We start from the raw sequence: 21,113 nt of genomic DNA on the forward strand, positions 1-21,113 counted from the left end.
CCTATAAACACGCAATTTAAACAAAAAAACACCCTTAAAAATTCAAATTTTTAAAAATCTCATTCAAAATTTTAAAACCAAAATACCACTTTGATTTTAGACATTACCAGATACATTGTATCATCATCTTTAAGCCCAAAAATAAAAATATCAATTTTGGTATGATAAGTCTGAAAATAATAAAAATTGCCAATCGCACTGAATATAACAATAAAGCTTACAAGCACAATATAGGCAAAGAATAATAATTTTGCCCACTTTAGCCCTAAGGAAAAATTACAGAGATAACGATTCAATACAAACCTTAAAGGCGGTGTGAAATACGCACAGAGCAAAATCACTGCAACCATTACACAAACTACACGCATATCAGAAAGAAACCCGATTCTATACATTGAGGCTATATCACTCAATGCAGGCGCAGTATCAATAAAAGCAAACTGCATAAAAAGACGCATAATGAAATAAGTAAAAGCAAAAAATATGGCTAAAACAATACTAAGTAGGGTTAATTTTCGCTTAAATAATATATCCCACAGATAAAATAAGCGGGATTATAGCTGTCTTTCATAAATGTTTAATGAGGCTACAAATCTAAAGTGCCTACAAAAAATCTCCTTAACATTTCGCATTTATGAGATTATTTTAAGCGGAGTATTCCACAAGATTGAGCCAAACATAGAATCTTAATTTGAGATTTATTTTAATATAATTTTGTGATTAAAATCCTGCTCTATGCACTTCTTTAATTATAAATAATTGCTAATGAGCAACTCTTTGCCTTTGCTCGCTCGCCCCTGCTTGTAGTTATTCATACCATATTGCAAATCCCACTCTATCACACAAAAATCCTTGTAGAGATGACGAATATACTCGCTATCATCATAAGTGAGCAAAAATCGATGATTTGTCTTGCAAAGCACCCTATGCAAAGCCTCGTGATTGAAGCTTGTATGCAAGATTCCCTTTTTGCCATAGAGTTTGGACTTACTCGCACGATAATAAGGCGGGTCCAAAAACATAAAGACACTATCCCCTTTACGCTTGATAATGCCCTCAAAATCCTCTGCGTGAAATTCAAAATTTGTGATAATGGAATGAGATTCTATGAGCCTATCAATACAACTTTGTGTGAATCTCCCCTCAAATGCCTTTTGCGAATATCCACCACTATCAACCACACCTGAAAAAGTGATACGATTGAGGATAAAAAAGTCAATCCCTCTCTGCAATGGGCTTAAATCGCTATTTCGCCTCGCAATGAGGAAATCATACAAATCCCTTCCGCTCTCAAATTTTTGCCTTAGTTCTTCAACTCCCCTAATGAGATTAATATGATTATTTTGAAGACAATCCCAAAAGCAATAAAGTTCGTAATTTAAGTCATTTGCGATGAGCTTCATACCACTTCGTTGCTGGGCAATATAAAATCCTATCGAACCTCCACCAAAAAAAGGCTCACGATATTCCTTGAAATCATGTGGAATAAATTGCCCTAAGAATTTTATCGCCCTGCTTTTGCCACCGGGATAACGCAAGGGGGATTTTATCGATGAGAGAGTGTGAATCGCTTGTGTCATTGTATATTCTCTAACCAAATAGTAAAATTATTCTTTTGAGATTCGAGATTGAGCGAATGAAGAATACTTTTTTGTTTCTCGTTAAAATTATTATTTTTCATAAAAGTTTCTCTATTTTGTGCTGTATTTGGCAGTGTAATACTTGATTTGAGTGTAGTAGAAGTCAAGCGTAAAATCACTCTAAATTCCCTCTTGCCTATAGAATCTTGAAGGATTGAAAGATTATGATAAAGCATAAGTTTAAGCAAACCATCTTTTATATCATCACTTGAGGGCAATATAGAATCTCTACTATGCTTACTCTCAATCAAATACAAAATATTATCTTTTTCTATCACATCATCGATGGTAAAAAAATAATATCCACCCAAATAATTTTCAATGGTAATTTTTGTCTTTTCACCTATACCGATAGATTCTTTTGGCTGAAGCGTAAGAAACTCTCTATTTTGAGCATTTTGTGCTTTTTGTCTCGAATATCGCATAAAAGATTCTCTATTTTTTGAAAGATTTGTTGCAAATTTATCAATATTATTTGGATTATGAAGTTGCACTTTGAGGATTTTTGAGATATGTTGATAGGCATTTTTCACAAGCGTGATTTTGCTAAGTAAATTTTCCTTACTAAGTTGATTAAGATTCCAATGGAGTGCGGATTGATGATAGTTTGTAAGTTCGCTAAGTTGCTTGGTAATGTAGTCATTGCCAAATCGCTGATGAGTGATTTTATTTAGTTTGTTTGGGTTTCTCGTATTTGTCTCTGCACTCTCATAATAGCTAATAATCACATAGATATTCAAAAGACTCATTAGCGAAACACTATCCCATTGCAAATAATCCATATCGCCATCTTTCCCTTCATCTTTGATAAGCGGGATAATCGTTACAATCTTAGTCGCAGAACAATCAAAAGTATCATAAACTCGTGCATACGGGTAAGAACGCGTCCTTTTGGGGCTTACCCATTTGCTTATTGCAAAGGTTTTGTTGTTTATAGTAATGAGACATTTGCTCGGCAAATCATTAATATTAGTTTGAGATATATCAAAAATCTCAAGATTCTCTCGCCATTGTTTTTGATATGAGAAGTTTTGAATTTTGGCTAGTAGCATTTTGGATAGCTCTTATTACTCGTTGGCAGATTTTATCTATGATGTTAATCATTTATAATATAATTAATATCCCATATTTTAAGAAATTCTTTAGTTAGTCTTGCAGTGCGTTCTTTTATATCATCTTTTGTCCATTCTTTTTTATCCAATAAATCATCTCGTGTAATACTTAAATCTGCACATTTTTTAATACAATTTTTCTTACTTCCATCACCATTTAATTTAATATTCCATAAAGAATTTTTTATTTGACTATTAAGCGAACCTTTAAGTAAAGTCATATTACCTATTTGATAAATAAACTCATTTGCTTCATCATCATTTTCAATAACATACTCCATTGTTTCCATGATTGTGGGCACAAATGTTCTAAGGTATAATTATATGATAACTCAATAATATCTTGATTATTTTTATTGCTATATCTTCTGTAAAGTTCTATCCAAAATAAAATAAGATTAGCTTTTTTATTTTTATTACTTGGAATATATTTTAACGATTCTTCTATTTGTTCTTGTTTAGGAAAACTTAAACTCTTTAATACTTTTGTATCTTTACTCTTACAAAACTCTACTGAGATAGTAGCAAAATTTTTATTGTAATCCTTATTGTTCATATTGCAAACATAACGAGTTATTATAAATATTTCTAAAACTTTAAAACAAGAATTTAACTTCTTTTTATCTTTCAATGTATATTTTAAAGCCAATAATAATGGCATTGCTGTATTTGTATCTGTAATCTTTAAAATATGAAATAATCTATTTTCAGTATTATCAAAGCTTAATGCCATACCTTTTGTAATGCATGGAAAATTTTGATAAATATTTGCATATTCTTTAATAAGAGATAAAAAATTTTCTATCTCCTCTGCATCAAACTATTTTATTTTTTCTTTATAAATACTACTCAGGTTTTCCAAAGTATCCTTATCTGTATCAAAGAATCCTTGTATAACAGCAAAAGCGTGTAAGAAAATCTCACTTTGAACTCTTTTAATTCGCCCTGTTACAACTTCTTGTTCCCAAAAATCTTTTTTTGTTCTGTTTCAAATATATTTTCCCAATATTCTTGATATATTTTTTCATATTCCATTTTTAAAAAAACTACTTTTGCAAAAATTGCATTTTTTATAATGTCTGTTGCTGTAAGTTTTAATCCAGCAGTATTTATGGAATCAAATATTTTTTGTTCATCTTCATTTGCATCTAAATTAATAATAACCCATAATTTAGAATTTTTTATAAATTTTAAAAAATCAAGTTTGTTTTCTATGTTATTTTCAATTCTTTTAGTAAAATATTCATAACATTTTACTAACCGATTATATCCATCAATTTGCAAAGAAGTATAATTTTCTGCTTGTAAAATTTTATTAAAATATTCTTTATCAATCCTAGAATGTTGAATTTTTGGATTTTTATCGCTTGTAGGTTCTTTAAATAGATACTTTCCATAATCTCCTTTATACTTCTCATCTAAGCAGTCATAAAGTGATTTTACAAGTATTGAAAATGTTGTTAATCTTTGTTGTCCATCAATCAAACTTCTATGAGACCCCTCACCTGCATTTGTAAAAAATGTTCTCTTTTATTCTTAAAGCTATCTAGCAAATCATCAAAAAGTTGCTCCCATTGTTCCTCTTCCCATACATATTGTCTTTGAAAAAATGGTATTTCAATCAAACTTTCTTGTTCTATAAAACCAAAATTACTTTCATTTGCCTTCATTGATACTCTCCCAATAACTCCCTAATTTAGATAAATACAATTATATTATATTTTTACTTAATATTTACATTATATCTTCCCCTTTACTCCCACTCTATCGTGCCGGGTGGCTTACTCGTGATGTCATACACCACACGATTTATGCCCTCTACTTCATTGATGATTCGATTTGCCACACCCTCTAAAAAATCATGGGGCAAATGTGCAAAAGTCGCCGTCATTCCGTCCAATGCCTCCACCGCACGCACGCAAATCGTATTATCATAAGTGCGATTATCCCCCATTACGCCGACACTTTTGACATTGAGCAACACGCAAAATGCCTGCCACACGCTATCATAATAGCCCTTATTGCGCAATTCCTCGATAAATATAGAATCTGCCCTCTTCAAAAGCTCCAAGTCCGCCTCATTCACCTCGCCCATTATGCGTATCGCAAGTCCGGGACCCGGGAATGGATGCCGCATAAGCATAGATTCAGGCATACCTAGCTCCCGCCCAAGTGCGCGCACCTCGTCCTTAAAAAGCTCCCGCAATGGCTCGATAAGCTCAAACTTCATCCATTCAGGCAATCCACCGACATTATGATGAGATTTTATCGTCTTACTCGGACCTTTGACACTCACAGATTCTATCACATCAGGATAGAGCGTGCCTTGTGCGAGGAACTTTATCTCACCATTTGTATTATGCTTCCTCGCCTCTTTCTCAAACACTTCGATGAAAGTCTCGCCGATGATTTTACGCTTCGTTTCTGGCTCTCTCACGCCTCTAAGTTTGCCTAAAAATACCTCTTTGGCGTCAATCGTGATGAGCGGCACACGCAAGTTTTCGCGAAACATCTTCTCCACCGCCTCACGCTCCCCAAGTCGCAAAAGCCCCGTATCCACAAATACCGGTATCAGTCGCTCACCAATCGCACGATACAACAAAGTCGCCACGACACTAGAATCCACACCGCCACTCACCGCACATAGCACCTTGCAAGGCTTACTAGGTTCGTCTTTTTGCGATAAATTGTGGAGCTTGTCGCTCGCTTCGTCGATAGACGCCCTAGTCTTATCTCCTTGCTCACAACTACGCAACCCCAATTTCTCATCAAAAATATTTTGCCTCGTGTCATTTACAGAATCTTGTGGCTTTATGAATTCATCGATAGAATCTCGCATTTTACGACGACACACGCACGATTCTATATGGTCATTCACCATACCCATAGACTGCATAAAGGCATACATTATCGTTGAGCCGACGAATGTAAAGCCCCGCTTTTGCAAATCTTTGCTGATTGTATCTGATAATGGCGTGCGAGGAGGCAAATCCGCTATCGTGCGAGGGCAATTATCAAGGGGTTTCCCTCCTACAAAGCCCCAAATATAATGCGAAAAACTCCCAAATTCACTTTGAATCTCCAAAAATACCTTTGCATTATGTATCGCAGATTCTATCTTTTTGCGATTGCGGATAATGCCCTCATTCACCATTAGCTCCGTGATTTTCGCCTCATCATATTTCGCCACGATAGCAGGATTAAAATCATCAAATGCTTTTCTAAAAGCCTCGCGTTTTTTGAGGATTGTGAGCCACGAAAGCCCCGCTTGCATACCCTCTAGCACGAGCAATTCAAAGAGTTTGTTGTCATCATAAAGTGGCACGCCCCATTCATTATCGTGGTAGTGCTGATAAAGCCTCTCATCATCGGGATTTTTCGCCCTTGCCCACTCACAACGCACAAAATCATTGTGGATTTTCTCACTTCGCACAGAATCTTTCTTGCACGAATGAGCCATAGCGGAAGTTTGAGATTCTATATGAGAATCTTGTGTGGTTTGAGATTCTATATTGTGAGATTCTAAATCTCTCACGCAAGTATCGCAATAGCACTCCTCATATTCCTCTATCAGCTCATATTTCGTCAAATATCCGCGATATATCTCCACATTTTGTGCAAAATTGAATTGATGATAGCAAAACACCACTTCTTTATTTTTTGGTTGCCAATGCTCCTTGTAGGCATAATAGCGAGGCATTCCCAGACGACACATCAAAGCCCCGCTTTTTGTGTTTTGTATATCGTGTGTCGCACTGATATAGGGCAGATTCTCTCGCGCCTCATCAAGCACCGCACTAAGCGCCTCAAAAGCATATCCATTGCCCCAAAACTCACTGCGCAACGCATAGCCCAAATCATAGGGCGGCTCACACTCTATATGCACATAGCCTATGGGGATATTCTCATTTTTGAGGCATATTGCATATTTATAGCCCTGCTTTTTTGCATAAATTGCTTGATATTTTTGAGCAAAAATATTTTGAGCTTGAGCAAGATTCTCACACACAAAGCAAGGCAGATAAACATTTGTCGCCTCATCGCTATAAATTTCAAAAATCGCCCTCAAATCACTTGCTTCAAATCGCCTTAAAATGAGTCTTTTTGTATCTAGTCTCGGCGTATTTTGTGGGTTCTTTTTATAAGGGATTCTTTTTTGTATTTCGCCCTTAGATGCCCTACTAGCGGATTCACTCCTTTCAAAATCTACTCTTTTTAGCACCATAACCGCTTCGTTATTTCTATCTCTCTCGCCATTTTTTTGGAATCCAATCTTTGCATAAAAGCCCATAGCGACGATATTTTCATCATAGGTGCTAAGATAAATTTCATCTTTGCCAAATTCAGCAAAAATCCTCCGAAGCAATGTGCGAAACGCTACCCCTCCTATGCCCTTGTTGCTAAACTTCTCATCAATCATAAAGCGGTCAATCCACACTCTATCCTCAATCGCCACATAATCATACATACAAAAGCCAACGAGCGTATCATCAGCATAAATAGCCCTTGCTTTCCAATATCCAACCTGTTTCGCCTCATTGATAGAATCCGCATTAGATTCTATAAAATGGCTAAATTCCTCTTTCACACGCAATGCACACACATCTTTGAAGTTAGAATCATCAATTTCTTGAAACTTCATACTTGATTCTATCCCCACGATTTTACGCAATTTGATAATCTCATTTTGCACGAAATTTTGCATATTCCAATCCGTGTTGCTCCCGCAAATATCCACCGCAAAATTTTTGAGAATCTGTCCGCCACATTCGCTATGCACGACTTCGGGGTGGAATTGCAAGGCATAAATATTTCGCTCCAAATCCGCAATCGCACAATAATGCGTATTGCCAGACTTCGCTAGCTCGATAAATCCACTCGGTATCTCCTCGACTTTGTCCGCATGGCTCATCCACACGATAGAATCTTGCTTCACACCATAAAAAAGATTGCGTGTATGGCAAGGATTTTTAGAATCCCTGCCTTGCTCTAAATCCACTTCATTGCTAAGGCTACAAGGCTGATTGAAGTGATGGGGATTTTTGCTCAAATCTTTAGAATCTCCACTTCGCCCCCCATAGAGAGTATCGCTCAATTTTGCCTTGAGTGCCATAGAATCTACGCTCAAATGGGCGATATTCCCCTCTTTTTTTACTCTCTCAAAGCCGAGATTAAGATAGCACTGCAATCCATTTTTGTCCTGCATATCCCAACGCGTCGTGATTGTCGCAATGTGCAAAAATTCATTTGCCATAATATGCACAAGGAATGCCTCAAGCAAATCCTTGTATGCGACTTGAGTATTCATCGCATAGCATTCAAAATGATTGTCTCGCAACACGCCAAAGCCCATCATTTCTTGATTATGAGAATCTACAATGCACTTCACATTTTTGCCATTGCGTATCACATGAGCAATATCCTGCGTGATTTCTTGCAGGATTTTCTCACCCATAAAGCTATGATTGCTAAGAAAATAGCTTTGCCATTGCGTGAATACACTCTCTTTTTCATTCTTATGTATGGTGTGAAAAGAAAAATGATTCAAGTAATGATTGCGCGTATGGCAAGAATCTTTAGAATCTATCGTGTGTCTTACGCTCATATTTCTATTGCTCACTTCATTGCCACAAGTCTTAAGATATGATTTACGCCATTTATCTTTCTTCAGGGCAAACTCAAAATACACTTCGCCACTCCCCACACTATCGCCCACTTCGCCGACTTTTTGCATTCCTAACTTGCGCGCGAGATTCTGTGAAGCGAGGTTATCACTCCTGCAAATCGCATAGAGTTCTTTCGCGCCAAGATGTGCAAAGGCATATTCGCGTAATGCCTCGCACACCTCAAGTGCATAGCCTTTACTCCAATGAGTTTTTTTCACGATATAGCTAAGCTCCAAATGCTCTTTGTAATGCAATCCAGCCTGTCCTATCATCTCGCCACTATGAGGCTCGATAATGGCAAAATAGCCCACGCCATATCGTGCGTAGTTTTCTTTCTCATGCTGAATCCAACGCTTGACTTCCCTATCATCAAAATCCTCTATCCACGCCCACATCGTCTCTTTATCACTTAGAATCTTTTTGAGTTCTGCGAAGTCATTATCATTGAAACATCGCAAAATCGTGCGTTTGGTTGCAAGAAAAATATCGCTAGATTCTATCTTATGGATTGTTGCCTCTTCTAAGTCTGCAATGTGAGATTCTGCCCCACGAGATTCTATACTATGAGTTCCCTTATGAGCCACTTCGGACTTTTGTGCTGCAAAAATCAGTTCGGCATTCTTCACATAAAAAAGATAATGTCGCAAATCCTCGCCCTTGTAGTTCTTAATATTCTCGCCAACAAGACGCATTCCTAGCTTCCTAGCGACTTTCATTGAGGCGAAATTATCATCTTTGATGAGGCAATACACCTCACTTAGCCCAAGATTTGCAAACGCATAATCCCTACACATTTCCGCACATTCTAACGCATAGCCCTTGCCCCAATGACTCCGCCTCAAAATATAGCCAATCTCAACAACTCGCCTTTTTTGCACACCCTCCAAGCTAATCTCCGTATAGTTCAGCCCACAAGTGCCGATGAGCTTGCCACTTTGCGTCTCTATCATCGCCCAAGTGCCAATGCCATCACGCTCATATCGCACAAACTGCTGCTCTAGCCACTTTTGCACCTCATCATCGCTAAAGCTATGTCCCCACGCATACATCACAGATTCATCGCTTAGAATCTGCTTTAGCTCCGCGAAATCGCTTTGCCTAAACTCACGCAATATCGTGCGTTTGGTTTGCAAAATCACTTTTTGTCCCCATGCACTGCCCTTAGAATCCTGCCCCTGCATATATGCACCTTTTGAAGCATTGTGTGAAGTCCAAGATTCTATAATGGATTGTAGTTTGGGCTTTGAAATCTCTAAAAATAGCATAGGATAAGGGCGTGAGCCACTATCAAGCGCACTTCTCCCCACAATCTCAAAACCCAAATCCTGATAGAATCTTAAGGCGTCTGTGTTTTGTTCATTACAAGAAACCTTGATAGTTTGAAAGACACTTAAGCCCTGCTTATACGCCTCTGCGATAAGAGCCTTGCCAACGCCTTGATGCAACGCACGCGGTGAGACAAAAAGCATTTCTATATTCTTAGAATCTATACCGATAAATCCCACAATCTCATCTTTTTGCCACATTTCACGCCCATTCTCTCGCCTCGCCACAATCACAAATACGCTCTCTAAGCCCTCTTTCAGCTCATCTCTAAGGTTTGCAATATCGCTTTCTTTGATAAAGCTATGCGTCGCACGCATAGAATCTTCCCACAAAGTAATGAGAGATTTTTTGATACTCTTAGCGTTTGGAAGTGCGCGTAATGCAGCACATTGAAAAGGTTTAGAATCTGCGTGGATAGTGTGATTTTGTGATACGAATTTCTCCAAAAACACCATTTCTATATCATTTTCTACCAATTTCTTTGCATACTGCTTGTAGCCGAGTTTCTCATATCGTTTGATATTCTCAACGCTCTTTGCACTCGTAAAAATCTCATATCGCTTCGCTGGAAGACATCGCTCAAGCTCCGCAATCATCGCCTTTGCCAAGCCATTGCCCGCATATTGAGGGGCGACAAAAAGTTTGCCAATATGTGCCGTCTCATCACGCACGCATCCTCGCACACTGCCCACAATCGCATCATTATGAACGCATTTGATAAATATGTGGGTTTGAAACTCCTCCTTGATACTCGCCAAATCCTGCGTGAGTGGCTCAATATCAAGCCTCCCTACGCGTTCTGCCTCCGGGATAAAGGCTGTGTGTTGCAAATTGAGAATCTCCTCTAAATCCGCTTCACTCGCCTTTGTGATAACAAAATCGCCACTTGCCCTAAGAATCTCGCATTGATGATGAATCCCTTGCTCGTAACTCCCCCGCTGATGAGACAAACAATCTCGCTTGGTGCTTTGAGAATCTGTATTGCACAAAGTGAGATTTGAGGCTACATAATGGGGATTTCGCGTGAAAGAATGTGTGGCATTTCTACAAGCATTTGTGCTGTGAAAATCTCTATGGATAGAATCTGCGTGGATAGAATCCCCTCGCCCGATATATGTGTGTGCGTTTTGAGAATCCCCATTCACACGCTCGACAATCTCTAGCACTGCCTTGCCGAACTCCTGTGCCTCCGCCCGCACGACACGACCGCCGAAAAAATCCGCTATATACTGCATACCATAGCAGATTCCAAGCACGGGGATACCTAGCTCAAACACCCTCGAATCTGGCTTGTAGGCGTCCTTTTCATACACACTTGCGGGACCACCGCTTAGGATTATCCCTTTTGGATTGCGTGCGCGGATAGAATCTAGCTTCTCAAAATATGGCACGATTTCGGTATAGACGCCATATTCCCGCAGTCGCCTAGCAATTAATTGTGTGTATTGACTCCCAAAGTCTAAGACTAAAATTTGCACTTGATTCATAAATTATCCTTTTAAAATTGGAGATTCACTCTGATTGTGTGTATTGCTATCCTTATTCCTCTAAAGATTTTATAATAACTCATTGAATATCTCACTTCGTGTTGAATCTAGCAAAATATTCATCAATTTCAGCTCTCATCTCAATTCCTACCTCTTCAAAAGCCTCTAAAAGCATTTCATAGCTCCCATTTCCACCGATAAAATCCCAAAACTCCTTTGCAACTTTGAGTTCAAAATCTAAATCCAACATTCCTGCCATAGTCCATCGTTCATAAGGCTTTGGCTCATAAGGATTGTAGGGAATAGCGATAAGCGTATGAATCTCTGCATTTGGATTTGCATAGGCATAGCTTGCCACCCAAGTAAGCAATGTGCGTTTAAATTCCTTAAAACCACCTTTGTTTGGTTTAGCTGTCTTTATATCAATTAAATATACACTCTTGTCTTTTTGAAGCAATAAATCTATCTTTGTAGGTTTGATTGTAGAAATCTCACCACTATGTGCTACACGCAAAATTCTCTCTATTTCATTGCATTTGTTCGGCTTTACCCTTCCACTTTCTAGGTTATCCATAATATCTTGAATTACTCGCTGTGCTTCTCTGGTGATAGTTTCTCCTGCAAAGGCTTGACGCGTGATATTATCAAACTTCGCTAATCCCAATTCTTCTGCCACAGGCTCAAAAATACTTGTCCCAAAATTTGTATTCAGGCTTTGAATAAAACTATATAGTGCCATTCTATCCCTACCTAAAAGTCTCGTGTGAAAAGGCATATATGAAGTTTCTGGCGTGTAATTACTAAATTTTTGTCTCAACGCATTTTTAAGGCGATTTTTGATGTTTTGCTTTATTTGCATAGATTTTCCCTTATTTTTTAACTTGAGCCTTGTTTATCTTTCAAATGAAATATACTTTCATTATATTTGTTTTTATCCTTTTCACTTCGATTAAGCACAGGTCTATCATATCGATTGACAATCTCCATTCCTGCAAGTTCTGCTATCTTTGGATAGAGATTAAATTTATCATTTGCAACCAAAAAAATATTGTAATTTTCTTTTAAGAATCTTTTTGCATTGCGAAGCACTTTTGCAATATTTTGAGCATATTTCTCTTGTGCTACCTTCCCTTGCCCTTCACTCATCTTACCAATCTCTTGCTTATCGTTACGAGGAAGTGTAAAAATATCATACGCATACGCATGCTGTTCGTGATAATCAATCAGCCCTACATAAGGTGGTGAGCTAAAGATTCCTGCAATTTTTTGAGTTTCTAGTAAATCCCCAAATTGTGTATCGAATTTCATAACTTCTGCTAAAATATTGATATTTATAGAATCTCCATTCAAACAAACCTGCCTTGTATTTGTCTTTAATCTTGCAAATTCCTTCAAGCGTTTAAGCGTATCTTGACTATAACTTTTCCACCATTTTAAAATACTAAAAAGAGGTTTGCAGATTCTGCCGTGCTTACGACAATAATAAGTCTGTGTAATAGGTGTAAGCAAGGTCGCCAAATCTGAATGCGTTGTTGCTCGACACGAACGAGCAGTGCGACTTAAAATAATCATCAAAATATCTCGCAGTTCTTTTGGGGACATTGCTATCTCATCTCTTAAATACACAATCTCGCATTTGATAGAATCTAAATACCATTTTTCAAAAAAACTTACTTCATTATTTACTATTTGAATATTAATATTATATTTTTTTACCAAATCATTATAGATTTCTAAAAATTCCTGCTCTTTTTCTCTCCCATAAGATTTTTCATCAATCTCACCTAAAACAACCTTTCTTTTAAACTCTTTATTTGGGAAGAATGCTTGATTAAATTCACTTAATCTTTCATTCAAGATTTGCTCAAACTCTACAATTTGATTTTGTTGTATATGAGATTCTAGAATCTTTGTCAATCTCAAAATTTCATACTCTAAATTTCCCATATCATAATCTCGCACTTTTACATTTGCAAGTATTGTATTAAAAATCGATATATCCACGCCAATAGCGTGCATTCCTAGTTCATTTGCCACACTCAATGTCGTCCCACTCCCACAAAATGGGTCAAGCACAATATCGCTTCGCTTAAACACAGCCTCTCTCTTTATAGAATCAACATGTGAATCCAAGAAATACTCTGCAAGTTGCGGGATAAACTTACCTTTATATGGGTGCAATCTATGGATATGTTTCGTCGTTTCAGCCTCTTTGCATTGTGCGAAAGAAAGTGGATTATTCAAATGAGGTTTTGTGGTAAATAGCGTGTCATAATAGGCTTTTAACTCATCTTTATGAATGAGATTTTCACTTGTAGGGGTATCGTTTGCAGAATCTTGACTAAAATCTTGCTTTATAATTTGTGCATGATTAGCTATTTTGCCATAATTTAAAAGATAGATAATATTATTGCTCGTTACATTTTTGCCCAAATATTCACTCGCCCAAAGTGCTGCTTGTTTGGGGGTAAGAAATAAATCAGAATCTTGTTTTGCTTGTGTCATAGTTTAAAATTCCTGTTTGTTTCGGGACTTTTCGTGCGGATAGAATCTAGCTTCTCAAAATATGGCACGATTTCGGTATAGACGCCATATTCACGCAGTCGCCTAGCGATTAATTGTGTGTATTGACTCCCAAAACAAGCTTGAGCGAAGTTTCTTGTAAAGTCTAAGACTAAAATTTGCACTTGATTCATAAATTATCCCCTATCATTCTCTCTAAAATCTGCCTTATATCGTGATTGTGGCTCGGGCTTAGAATCCCAAAAATCCTAAAAGATTCTAGCAAAAAATTTTTATGATTAGCATCTAAGATCAATGAAGCACATTCCTTTTGCTCCGCCACTCGCCCTAAAAGCGGGATATTGTTTTGTGGTCGCAACTCTGTGATAGGGAAGCACACATAGAGCATTGGTTGCACACCGATAGCCCGTTGTTTTTCTTTAATGATAATTTCTACCAAAATATCAAACACACCAAATTTATGCACCAAAAGTGGATATTGCACTTGTGAATGATAAAAATTAATCCCTAGAATCTCTCGCTCTATTGGGTGAGTGCGGAGGATAGAAAATTGAGAATCGATTAATTCATTACTTTTCACTTTACTTAAAAAATCTATCAAATAAGCTATCTCGTCTTTCTTAATAATCCCAAATTGCATAAAATAATAAATAAATTCGCTTAATTCATACAATGCTTTATTCTTGCCATTTGCCCCGATAAAACCGCTATCTTGCAAAGTAGAAAGTGCTAATTTTTCCCTATCATTTTTGTCAATATCATAGCCGATTTGCCATTCAATATAATGCTTTTGTGTGAATGGAATCTGCCTCGTAGCAGTGGGCAATCCGTATTCATAAAAGCTATTACGCACTTTGACTCTTGTCTTGCCACTCTGTGTAGTAAGCGGAATCTCTACAAAAATCTTATCATTCTCCACCCTCTCAATCCTCATAATGCTCTCCCAATAAATCTTTAAAATATCCCACAATCTGCGGGACTAGAATCTTACTTTCACTTGCCTTGATAAAGTGAGATTCTAGCTTTTTAAATCGCTCATAATCAATCATCACATCGCAATTCCCGAGATAATATGGGATATGTGAAATGATTTGCTTCAACACATCAACATAACAATACAGGCTATATTTCTCTGGTGTAACATACACCGCATTCGCATTTTCTTTTGTAATGAAAGTCTTAGAGCGACGCAAGGCATTTATATCACGCAGAGTGTAAAACATCGCTTTTTTCTGCGAAATAGGCACACGCTTTTTGTTAGGATATTTATCGATATAGTGGGCGATAAAGTCAAAATCATTGAGGCAAAATCCCCTTCCTTCAAGTGTGCGAAATGTGTAATTTTTGATAAGCTCATAGTCCATTCCCTGTGTATTGCGCTCATAAAGAGCGATGATAATAGGGAAAAATCCGCTTGATTTTGGACAAAAAACTTGCGAACTTATAATAATAGAATCTCGCAATATATAGTTTTTTGCAAAGCTTTTTAATGCCTTAAAATTACTCTCTTTGATAAGATAAGAAAGCGGGTGAAGCACACAAATAATATTCGCCTCAAGCCTATCAAAAGAGCGTAAAAAGCTTACCCCAATATCACGATGTTTAAGACTAGAATCTATCGCAAAAGAGGTGTTTAAATTTTGTGTAAGTGGGATAGAATCTGTAATGCAAGATTCCCTATCGTTTTTAATTTTTTGTCGCACGATAGAGGTTTTGTCATTGTATGGCGGATTGCCGATGATGATGAGTGTGTCATTATCCTTGATGTTTAAATCTTTTCTTATCAGCCCACAAAGTGTATTTTGATGAAGTAAAGTGAGATTGTGGAAATCATCAGATTCTAATAATTCTTGTGCTTTTTGCAAGGCATTTTTATCAATATCACAACCGATTTTTTGATGAAATTTGAGTTGCAAGTTTGGGGGATTTATAAGAAAACTCCCATAGCCACAAGAGCTATCAAGCAGGGTAAGATGATGAAGATTTTGTGTCTTTCTCTTATCAAGGCGAAAGTTACGCAAATAAGATTCTAATAATTGATACACTAACTCCACAACATGATTTGGGGTATAAAAACTCCCTTGATTAATCATTTGTTGGCGATTAAGGTGGATTTGCTGTGTCATATCATTCCTGCTTTAATGACAAACTGATGACCCACACTCTAGCTTCTCAAAATATGGCACGATTTCGGTATAGACGCCATATTCACGCAGTCGCCTAGCGATTAATTGTGTGTATTGACTCCCAAAGTCTAAGACTAAAATTTGCACTTGATTCATAAATTATCCCCTATCATTCTCTCTAAAATCTGCCTTATATCGTAGTTGTGGCTCGGGCTTAAAATCCCAAAAATCCTAAAAGATTCTAGCAAAAAAATTTTTATGATACTATGAATATACTTTAAAGTTAGATTTTTTTGTTATCATAATATTTGTAGTCTTGATATATCAAATAAGGTAATGCGTATGCCACGAGCAAAAAATAAAGCCGACTTATTAGAATCTGCTCAAAGTGAATTTGTAAAGCTTACAAAACTCATTGATACAATGCCAAAAGAAATGCAAAGTGCGGAATTTTGCTTTGAAGGGCGGGATAGGAATGTCCGTGATGTGCTTATTCATCTCTATGAATGGCATTTACTTTTGCTCCATTTTGTGAATATTAATACAGATAATTTCAAGCTTTGTGCCGCGCATACAAATACGAATCACGCTCATACAAAATCTAGCACAAAACCTCCTATAAGTAAGTCTATACCATTCCTCCCGCCACCTTATAATTGGAAAACCTACCCAAAAATGAATAAAGAAATCTGGAAAAAGCACCAAAACACAAGCTTAGAAAAAAGCAAACAATTACTCAAACAAAGTCATAATGAGGTCTTAAAAACGATAGAGCAATTCAATAATGAAGAGCTTTTTACCAAAAAACTCTGGAGTTGGTGTGGTAGCACTCATCTTGGAAGCTATTATATTTCAGCTGCTCCATCGCATTATGTCTGGGCGATAAAACTGCTGAAAAAACACACAAAAAGTGTTCGGATATGACACAAAGATGGAATTAAGATAAAAGAGGCTTAAAGGTAATTGTTAAGAACTTTATCGTTGAAGCTGAATTATGATATATTAGGAAAGTTGGTGGAGTGTAGGGGGATCGAACCCCTGACCTCAACGCTGCCAGCGTTGCGCTCTCCCAGCTGAGCTAACACCCCTTCCTTTGATGGTCTGGAGTGCGAATTATAACGCAAAAAAATTAAATTAAATTAAAGATTCTCTTAGTGTTAATGAGTTTTTTACATCTTTTAGAATATAATTATACTTTTAGTATTGTTTATTTGTGAATAAGGAGGAAGAATGCGGGTAGGTATTCCAAAGGAAAGTTTAAAATTTGAATGTCGTGTGGCAATTACACCATCGGCAACTGAAGGATTAAGGCAACTTGGTTTTCAAGTAAATGTAGAACGTGATGCCGGTAAAAAGGCAGATTTCGATAATCAAGAATATAAAAAATTCGGTGCGATAATTACGAGTAAAGATGAAATTTGGAAGTCTGATATTATTGTAAAAATTAATCCTCCTACTGATAGCGAAATTAACCTGATGCGAGAAGGGTCGACACTTGTGTGTTTAATTGAGGCAATACAGAATCCAAAACTTCTTGAAAAATTGCAAGCAAAAAAAATTACAACATTGGGTTTAGATTTGATTCCTCGAATTTCGCGTGCCCAATCAATGGATGTTTTAAGCTCAATGGCGAATATTGCGGGTTATCGTGCGGTTATTGAAGCAGCTTTTGAATTTGGGCGATTCTTTGCGGGACAAATCACTGCTGCAGGTAAAATACCCCCTGCAAAGGTGCTGGTTATTGGAGCGGGTGTTGCGGGACTTGCTGCCATTTCTGCAGCGAAGAATCTTGGGGCAGTGGTGAAAGCTTTTGATACACGCGAGGAAGTTAAAGAAGAGATCCAGAGTCTTGGTGGTGAATTCTTGGAAATAAAAATTAAAGAGAATGGTGGTGGTGCTGATGGTTATGCAAAGATAATGAGTGCGGAATATATTAAAGCTGAAATGGAGCTTTTTGCTACTTTAGCTAAAGAAGTTGATGTTATTATCACAACGGCTTTAATCCCCAACAAACCTGCCCCAAAACTTATCACTAAAGAAATGGTAGAATCGATGAAGAGTGGAAGTGTGATTGTTGATTTAGCTGCTATAAATGGGGGAAATTGTGAATTGACAGAAGCAAATAAGATAGTTAATAAGAATGGTGTAAAGATTCTTGGTTACACAGATTATCCTTCCCGCTTAAGCACACAATCTTCACAACTTTTTGCAACAAATTTGCTGAATTTTTTTAAGCTTTTATGTAAAGAGAAAAATGGGGTTTTAAATATTGATTTTAGTGATGAGATTATCCGTTCAGCAACTGCCATTAAAGAATCTGAAATTACATTTCCACCCCCACCCATTAAAGTTTCAGCAAAACCAAAGCAAAAGCCTGAATTGCTTAAGTCTGCACCCACTCAACAAGTAAAAAAGCAATCCTGCCCTTTTATTAAATATGCTTTAGTGGCGTTGGCATTATTATTGTGTGTATGGTTGTTTGATGGTGTTGAGGAGACATTTTTGGCACACCTAAGCCTTTTCGCCCTGTCTTGCGTTGTAGGATATTATGTGATTTGGAATGTTTCATCGGCATTGCATACGCCTTTAATGAGTGTTACAAATGCAATTTCTGGGATTATTATTATTGGTGCATTATTGCAACTTGATAGTGGTGGAATAGTGAGTTTTTTTGCATTTATTGGTGTTTTTATCGCTAGCATTAATATTTTTGGTGGTTTTGTTGTTACGCAACGTATGCTGAAAATGTTTCAGAAAGGTTCTAGGGGTGAATGATGGGTAGTTTTGTTAATATCGCTTATATTATTGCGGCTGTTTTATTTATACTCTCTTTAGCAGGATTATCAAAGCACGAAAGTGCGAAACGTGGTAATTTATTTGGAATGATTGGAATGGTGGTTGCATTAATCGCAACTATTTTTAGTGGGGAGAGTGGGAGCATTATCTTGATTGTGCTTGCAATGGTTTTTGGTGGTAGTATTGGGCTGCATTTTGCACAGAAAGTAGAGATGACGCAAATGCCAGAGTTAATCGCTATTTTGCATAGTTTTGTTGGTCTAGCTGCTGTATTTGTGGGTTATAATAGTTTTTGGGAAATTGGAGATTCTATTAACACAACAATGTATCGTATCCACTTAGGAGAAATTTTTTTGGGGGTATTTATCGGGGCGGTAACCTTTAGTGGTTCTCTTGTTGCATTTGGGAAATTGCGTGGTCATCTATCTGCAAAACCTTTGGTGCTTTCTTGCAAGCATCGCTTGAACGCATTGGCACTGGGTTTATCTTTTCTCTTAATGATCATATTTTGTTCAAGTGAATCATCTGGAATGCAATTTTTCGCCCTTTTCGTGATGACATTCATCGCTTTTGCTTTTGGTTGGCATCTTGTTTCGTCAATTGGTGGGGCAGATATGCCTGTGGTTGTGTCTATGTTGAATTCTTATTCGGGTTGGGCTGCTGCTGCTTCAGGTTTTATATTAAGCAATACTCTATTGATTATTGTAGGTGCTCTTGTTGGGTCTTCAGGTGCAATTTTATCTTACATTATGTGTAAGGCAATGAATCGTTCTTTTATGAGTGTAATTTCTGGAGGTTTTGGTTTTGATGAAAGTAGAGAAGGAGAAGAATCTGGTGGAGTTTGTAGAGAGAGTTCAGCGAGTGAAGTTGCCGAGTTACTTAAGAATGCACAAAGCGTTGTTATTGTGCCGGGTTATGGAATGGCGGTTGCAAACGCTCAACATTCACTTTATGCACTTACCACAAAACTGCAAGAAATGGGAATTCTTGTACGTTTTGGGATTCATCCGGTTGCTGGGCGATTACCTGGTCACATGAATGTTTTGTTGGCAGAAGCAAAAGTATCTTACGATATTGTGCTAGAAATGGAGGAGATCAATGATGATTTTTCAAAAACGGATGTTGTGCTCGTAATTGGGGCAAATGACACGGTAAACCCCGTTGCTTTGAGTGACCCAAATAGCCCTATTGCTGGAATGCCTGTATTAGAGGTATGGAATGCGAAGAATGTCATTGTCTTTAAACGTTCTTTAGGATCAGGTTATGCGGGTGTGCAGAATCCTTTATTTTTTAACGAAAACACATCAATGCTACTAGGCGATGCTAAAAAGAGTGTTGAATCCATTCTTTCTAGTATCTAATTAGCTATGGAATTCACCTATCGTGGTTGTGGACGATAGGGTGGATAGTTGTCATTAGGTTGGTGAGGTGGCTTTGAGTGTCCTGGACGATTTGGTCTGTGGTTGGGTTTGTATCCTGGAGAATGGTGAAAGTAAGGATTTTGATAATATTGTTGTGTCCCATAATGGTAGCCATCTTGAAAGCCATCTCTATAGTCATCTTTATGTCTCCAGTAGCTACCTCTGCTATTGCAGTAGGCTTCATTATACCATTGCAGGTGGAATTGCTCCTTGAAGTATTCAATTTCTATTTCAAGTCGTTCTGCCTCTTTGAGATTACCATACCTCTCTGCTTTTTCTTGTGCTTCACGCATTTGACATAAGCGGTCTTCTGGTTGAAGACGATAACGTGCAAAAGCTATTTCGTTGCCCAAGCCAACGATGAATGCAAATAATATTAGTATTCTCATAAGAAACTCCCGTCTCAAGTCATTCAAGAATTTTTGCTTTAATGATTCTTTCTGTCTGTAAAGGTCTATTATTTTCGTCAGTGCGGACGGATTCTAGTTTTGTTAACACATCAAAACCATTTTTTAGTTCACCAAAAATAGTGTGCAATCCATTTAGCCAAGAAGCTCGTCCGGTTGTAATGAAAAATTGAGATCGATTTGTGTTTGGTCCTGCATTTGCCATTGCTAGAATACCGCCATGATCAAAAGCATAACCCAAAGCAATTTCATCTTCAAATGCACCCCCAAAAATAGATTCCCCACCTCTACCTGTACCAGTCGGGTCACCACCTTGAATCATAAAGCCTTTAATGATACGATGAAAAGTAATGCCATCATAGTAGCCACGATTAACCAATTCTAAGAAATTTTCGACTGCTTTTGGTGCAACTTTTGGATACAATTCTAGCTCCAGGTTTCCTGCCGTTGTTTCTAGGATAACAATCGGATTTTTTCCTGATGCAAGAATTTTTTTAACTTTTTGACTACTACCACTCATCGTATCTGTTGTTTGGTGCTTTGTTTGAGCTGGATTGCCCTCATTTGCACTTGCCTGATTAAAAAAACAAAATAAAAGTAAGCTAACTG

18 protein-coding genes, 1 tRNA gene and 2 pseudogenes are annotated in these 21,113 nt (G+C 37.3%); 3 read left to right on the forward strand and 18 right to left on the reverse strand.

Features of this window, described 5'->3' with window-relative positions:
* Positions 1–71 precede the first annotated feature (71 nt).
* From CCZ01_RS06340 to CCZ01_RS06430, 15 genes and pseudogenes are all read right to left on the reverse strand, one after another.
* Positions 72–446, reverse strand: coding sequence for a hypothetical protein (locus tag CCZ01_RS06340; protein WP_112052390.1), 375 nt, complete (start codon positions 444–446; stop codon positions 72–74).
* Positions 447–749: 303 nt separating this feature from the next.
* Entirely contained in the window at positions 750–1,580 is an 831-nt protein-coding gene (locus CCZ01_RS06345) for a DNA adenine methylase (protein ID WP_112052391.1), read from the reverse strand.
* Positions 1,577–2,692, reverse strand: a complete 1,116-nt coding sequence (locus tag CCZ01_RS06350) for a hypothetical protein (RefSeq protein WP_112052392.1) — start codon at positions 2,690–2,692, stop codon at positions 1,577–1,579. Before CCZ01_RS06350 ends, CCZ01_RS06345 begins: the two co-directional genes overlap by 4 nt.
* A gap of 44 nt (positions 2,693–2,736) precedes the next feature.
* Entirely contained in the window at positions 2,737–3,033 is a 297-nt protein-coding gene (locus CCZ01_RS06355) for an HNH endonuclease family protein (protein ID WP_181566347.1), read from the reverse strand.
* Positions 2,979–3,485 (reverse strand): hypothetical protein, encoded by a 507-nt coding sequence (locus CCZ01_RS06360; RefSeq protein WP_112052394.1) that lies wholly within the window; start codon positions 3,483–3,485, stop codon positions 2,979–2,981. Before CCZ01_RS06360 ends, CCZ01_RS06355 begins: the two co-directional genes overlap by 55 nt.
* Positions 3,486–3,700: 215 nt before the next feature.
* Positions 3,701–4,237, reverse strand: a complete 537-nt coding sequence (locus CCZ01_RS06365; protein ID WP_112052395.1) for a DUF262 domain-containing protein — start codon at positions 4,235–4,237, stop codon at positions 3,701–3,703.
* Positions 4,234–4,422 (reverse strand): GmrSD restriction endonuclease domain-containing protein, encoded by a 189-nt coding sequence (locus tag CCZ01_RS06370; protein WP_112052396.1) that lies wholly within the window; start codon positions 4,420–4,422, stop codon positions 4,234–4,236. The genes CCZ01_RS06365 and CCZ01_RS06370 overlap by 4 nt, the downstream gene beginning before the upstream one ends.
* Before the next feature lie 83 nt (positions 4,423–4,505).
* Positions 4,506–11,231 (reverse strand): glutamine-hydrolyzing GMP synthase, encoded by a 6,726-nt coding sequence (guaA, locus tag CCZ01_RS10835; RefSeq protein WP_258436898.1) that lies wholly within the window; start codon positions 11,229–11,231, stop codon positions 4,506–4,508.
* Between the two features lie 91 nt (positions 11,232–11,322).
* On the reverse strand, positions 11,323–12,090 hold the full coding sequence (locus CCZ01_RS06405; protein WP_112052397.1) for a TdeIII family type II restriction endonuclease: 768 nt from the start codon (positions 12,088–12,090) through the stop codon (positions 11,323–11,325).
* 17 nt (positions 12,091–12,107) lie between these two features.
* A complete protein-coding gene (locus CCZ01_RS06410; protein WP_112052398.1) occupies positions 12,108–13,736 on the reverse strand; it encodes a DNA methyltransferase in 1,629 nt (542 codons plus the stop codon).
* Entirely contained in the window at positions 13,733–13,927 is a 195-nt protein-coding gene (locus CCZ01_RS06415; protein WP_112052399.1) for a hypothetical protein, read from the reverse strand. Before CCZ01_RS06415 ends, CCZ01_RS06410 begins: the two co-directional genes overlap by 4 nt.
* Positions 13,924–14,688, reverse strand: a complete 765-nt coding sequence (locus tag CCZ01_RS06420; RefSeq protein ID WP_112052400.1) for a R.Pab1 family restriction endonuclease — start codon at positions 14,686–14,688, stop codon at positions 13,924–13,926. Before CCZ01_RS06420 ends, CCZ01_RS06415 begins: the two co-directional genes overlap by 4 nt.
* Positions 14,678–15,880 carry an N-6 DNA methylase gene (locus CCZ01_RS06425; protein WP_112052401.1) on the reverse strand — a complete coding sequence of 401 codons (1,203 nt, stop codon included), beginning with the start codon at positions 15,878–15,880 and terminating at the stop codon, positions 14,678–14,680. The genes CCZ01_RS06420 and CCZ01_RS06425 overlap by 11 nt, the downstream gene beginning before the upstream one ends.
* 36 nt (positions 15,881–15,916) lie before the next feature.
* Positions 15,917–16,036: pseudogene (locus tag CCZ01_RS10400) on the reverse strand (glutamine amidotransferase-related protein); the annotation flags it as partial.
* Positions 16,033–16,161, reverse strand: a pseudogene (locus CCZ01_RS06430) (R.Pab1 family restriction endonuclease); the annotation flags it as partial. The pseudogenes CCZ01_RS10400 and CCZ01_RS06430, both read right to left, overlap by 4 nt.
* A 61-nt stretch (positions 16,162–16,222) precedes the next feature.
* Between CCZ01_RS06430 and CCZ01_RS06435 the strand changes: the two are divergent.
* Positions 16,223–16,804 (forward strand): ClbS/DfsB family four-helix bundle protein, encoded by a 582-nt coding sequence (locus CCZ01_RS06435; protein ID WP_112052403.1) that lies wholly within the window; start codon positions 16,223–16,225, stop codon positions 16,802–16,804.
* An 88-nt stretch (positions 16,805–16,892) separates the two neighbouring features.
* Here the strand turns inward: CCZ01_RS06435 and CCZ01_RS06440 are convergent.
* Positions 16,893–16,968, reverse strand: a tRNA-Ala gene (locus CCZ01_RS06440).
* Between the two features lie 142 nt (positions 16,969–17,110).
* Here CCZ01_RS06440 and CCZ01_RS06445 point away from each other — a divergent pair.
* Positions 17,111–18,655 carry a Re/Si-specific NAD(P)(+) transhydrogenase subunit alpha gene (locus CCZ01_RS06445; RefSeq protein WP_112052404.1) on the forward strand — a complete coding sequence of 515 codons (1,545 nt, stop codon included), beginning with the start codon at positions 17,111–17,113 and terminating at the stop codon, positions 18,653–18,655.
* Complete coding sequence (pntB, locus tag CCZ01_RS06450; protein ID WP_112052405.1) at positions 18,652–20,037, forward strand: Re/Si-specific NAD(P)(+) transhydrogenase subunit beta; 1,386 nt, start codon at positions 18,652–18,654, stop codon at positions 20,035–20,037. Before CCZ01_RS06445 ends, pntB begins: the two co-directional genes overlap by 4 nt.
* Positions 20,038–20,054: 17 nt before the next feature.
* On the opposite strand, the gene CCZ01_RS06455 is transcribed toward pntB, so the two are convergent.
* Together CCZ01_RS06455 and CCZ01_RS06460 are read right to left on the reverse strand one after the other, a co-directional pair.
* On the reverse strand, positions 20,055–20,486 hold the full coding sequence (locus CCZ01_RS06455; protein WP_112052406.1) for a hypothetical protein: 432 nt from the start codon (positions 20,484–20,486) through the stop codon (positions 20,055–20,057).
* A gap of 19 nt (positions 20,487–20,505) precedes the next feature.
* Positions 20,506–21,024, reverse strand: coding sequence for a peptidylprolyl isomerase (locus CCZ01_RS06460; protein ID WP_112052438.1), 519 nt, complete (start codon positions 21,022–21,024; stop codon positions 20,506–20,508).
* Between the last annotated feature and the right edge of the window lie 89 nt (positions 21,025–21,113).

This window comes from Helicobacter monodelphidis (assembly GCF_003288845.1).
GTDB lineage: Bacteria > Campylobacterota > Campylobacteria > Campylobacterales > Helicobacteraceae > NHYN01.

Coding starts and splice junctions, on each gene's coding strand:
- CCZ01_RS06410 (WP_112052398.1), bottom strand. CDS start 13,736: ATGACACAAGCAAAACAAGATTCTGATTTATTTCTTACCCCCAAACAA.
- CCZ01_RS06415 (WP_112052399.1), bottom strand. CDS start 13,927: ATGAATCAAGTGCAAATTTTAGTCTTAGACTTTACAAGAAACTTCGCT.
- CCZ01_RS06460 (WP_112052438.1), bottom strand. CDS start 21,024: ATGAGTGGTAGTAGTCAAAAAGTTAAAAAAATTCTTGCATCAGGAAAA.
- CCZ01_RS06405 (WP_112052397.1), bottom strand. CDS start 12,090: ATGCAAATAAAGCAAAACATCAAAAATCGCCTTAAAAATGCGTTGAGA.
- pntB (WP_112052405.1), top strand. CDS start 18,652: ATGATGGGTAGTTTTGTTAATATCGCTTATATTATTGCGGCTGTTTTA.
- CCZ01_RS06445 (WP_112052404.1), top strand. CDS start 17,111: ATGCGGGTAGGTATTCCAAAGGAAAGTTTAAAATTTGAATGTCGTGTG.
- CCZ01_RS06455 (WP_112052406.1), bottom strand. CDS start 20,486: ATGAGAATACTAATATTATTTGCATTCATCGTTGGCTTGGGCAACGAA.
- CCZ01_RS06345 (WP_112052391.1), bottom strand. CDS start 1,580: ATGACACAAGCGATTCACACTCTCTCATCGATAAAATCCCCCTTGCGT.
- CCZ01_RS06355 (WP_181566347.1), bottom strand. CDS start 3,033: ATGGAGTATGTTATTGAAAATGATGATGAAGCAAATGAGTTTATTTAT.
- CCZ01_RS06370 (WP_112052396.1), bottom strand. CDS start 4,422: ATGAAGGCAAATGAAAGTAATTTTGGTTTTATAGAACAAGAAAGTTTG.
- CCZ01_RS06350 (WP_112052392.1), bottom strand. CDS start 2,692: ATGCTACTAGCCAAAATTCAAAACTTCTCATATCAAAAACAATGGCGA.
- CCZ01_RS06420 (WP_112052400.1), bottom strand. CDS start 14,688: ATGAGGATTGAGAGGGTGGAGAATGATAAGATTTTTGTAGAGATTCCG.
- CCZ01_RS06340 (WP_112052390.1), bottom strand. CDS start 446: ATGCAGTTTGCTTTTATTGATACTGCGCCTGCATTGAGTGATATAGCC.
- CCZ01_RS06435 (WP_112052403.1), top strand. CDS start 16,223: ATGCCACGAGCAAAAAATAAAGCCGACTTATTAGAATCTGCTCAAAGT.
- guaA (WP_258436898.1), bottom strand. CDS start 11,231: ATGAATCAAGTGCAAATTTTAGTCTTAGACTTTGGGAGTCAATACACA.
- CCZ01_RS06425 (WP_112052401.1), bottom strand. CDS start 15,880: ATGACACAGCAAATCCACCTTAATCGCCAACAAATGATTAATCAAGGG.
- CCZ01_RS06360 (WP_112052394.1), bottom strand. CDS start 3,485: ATGGCATTAAGCTTTGATAATACTGAAAATAGATTATTTCATATTTTA.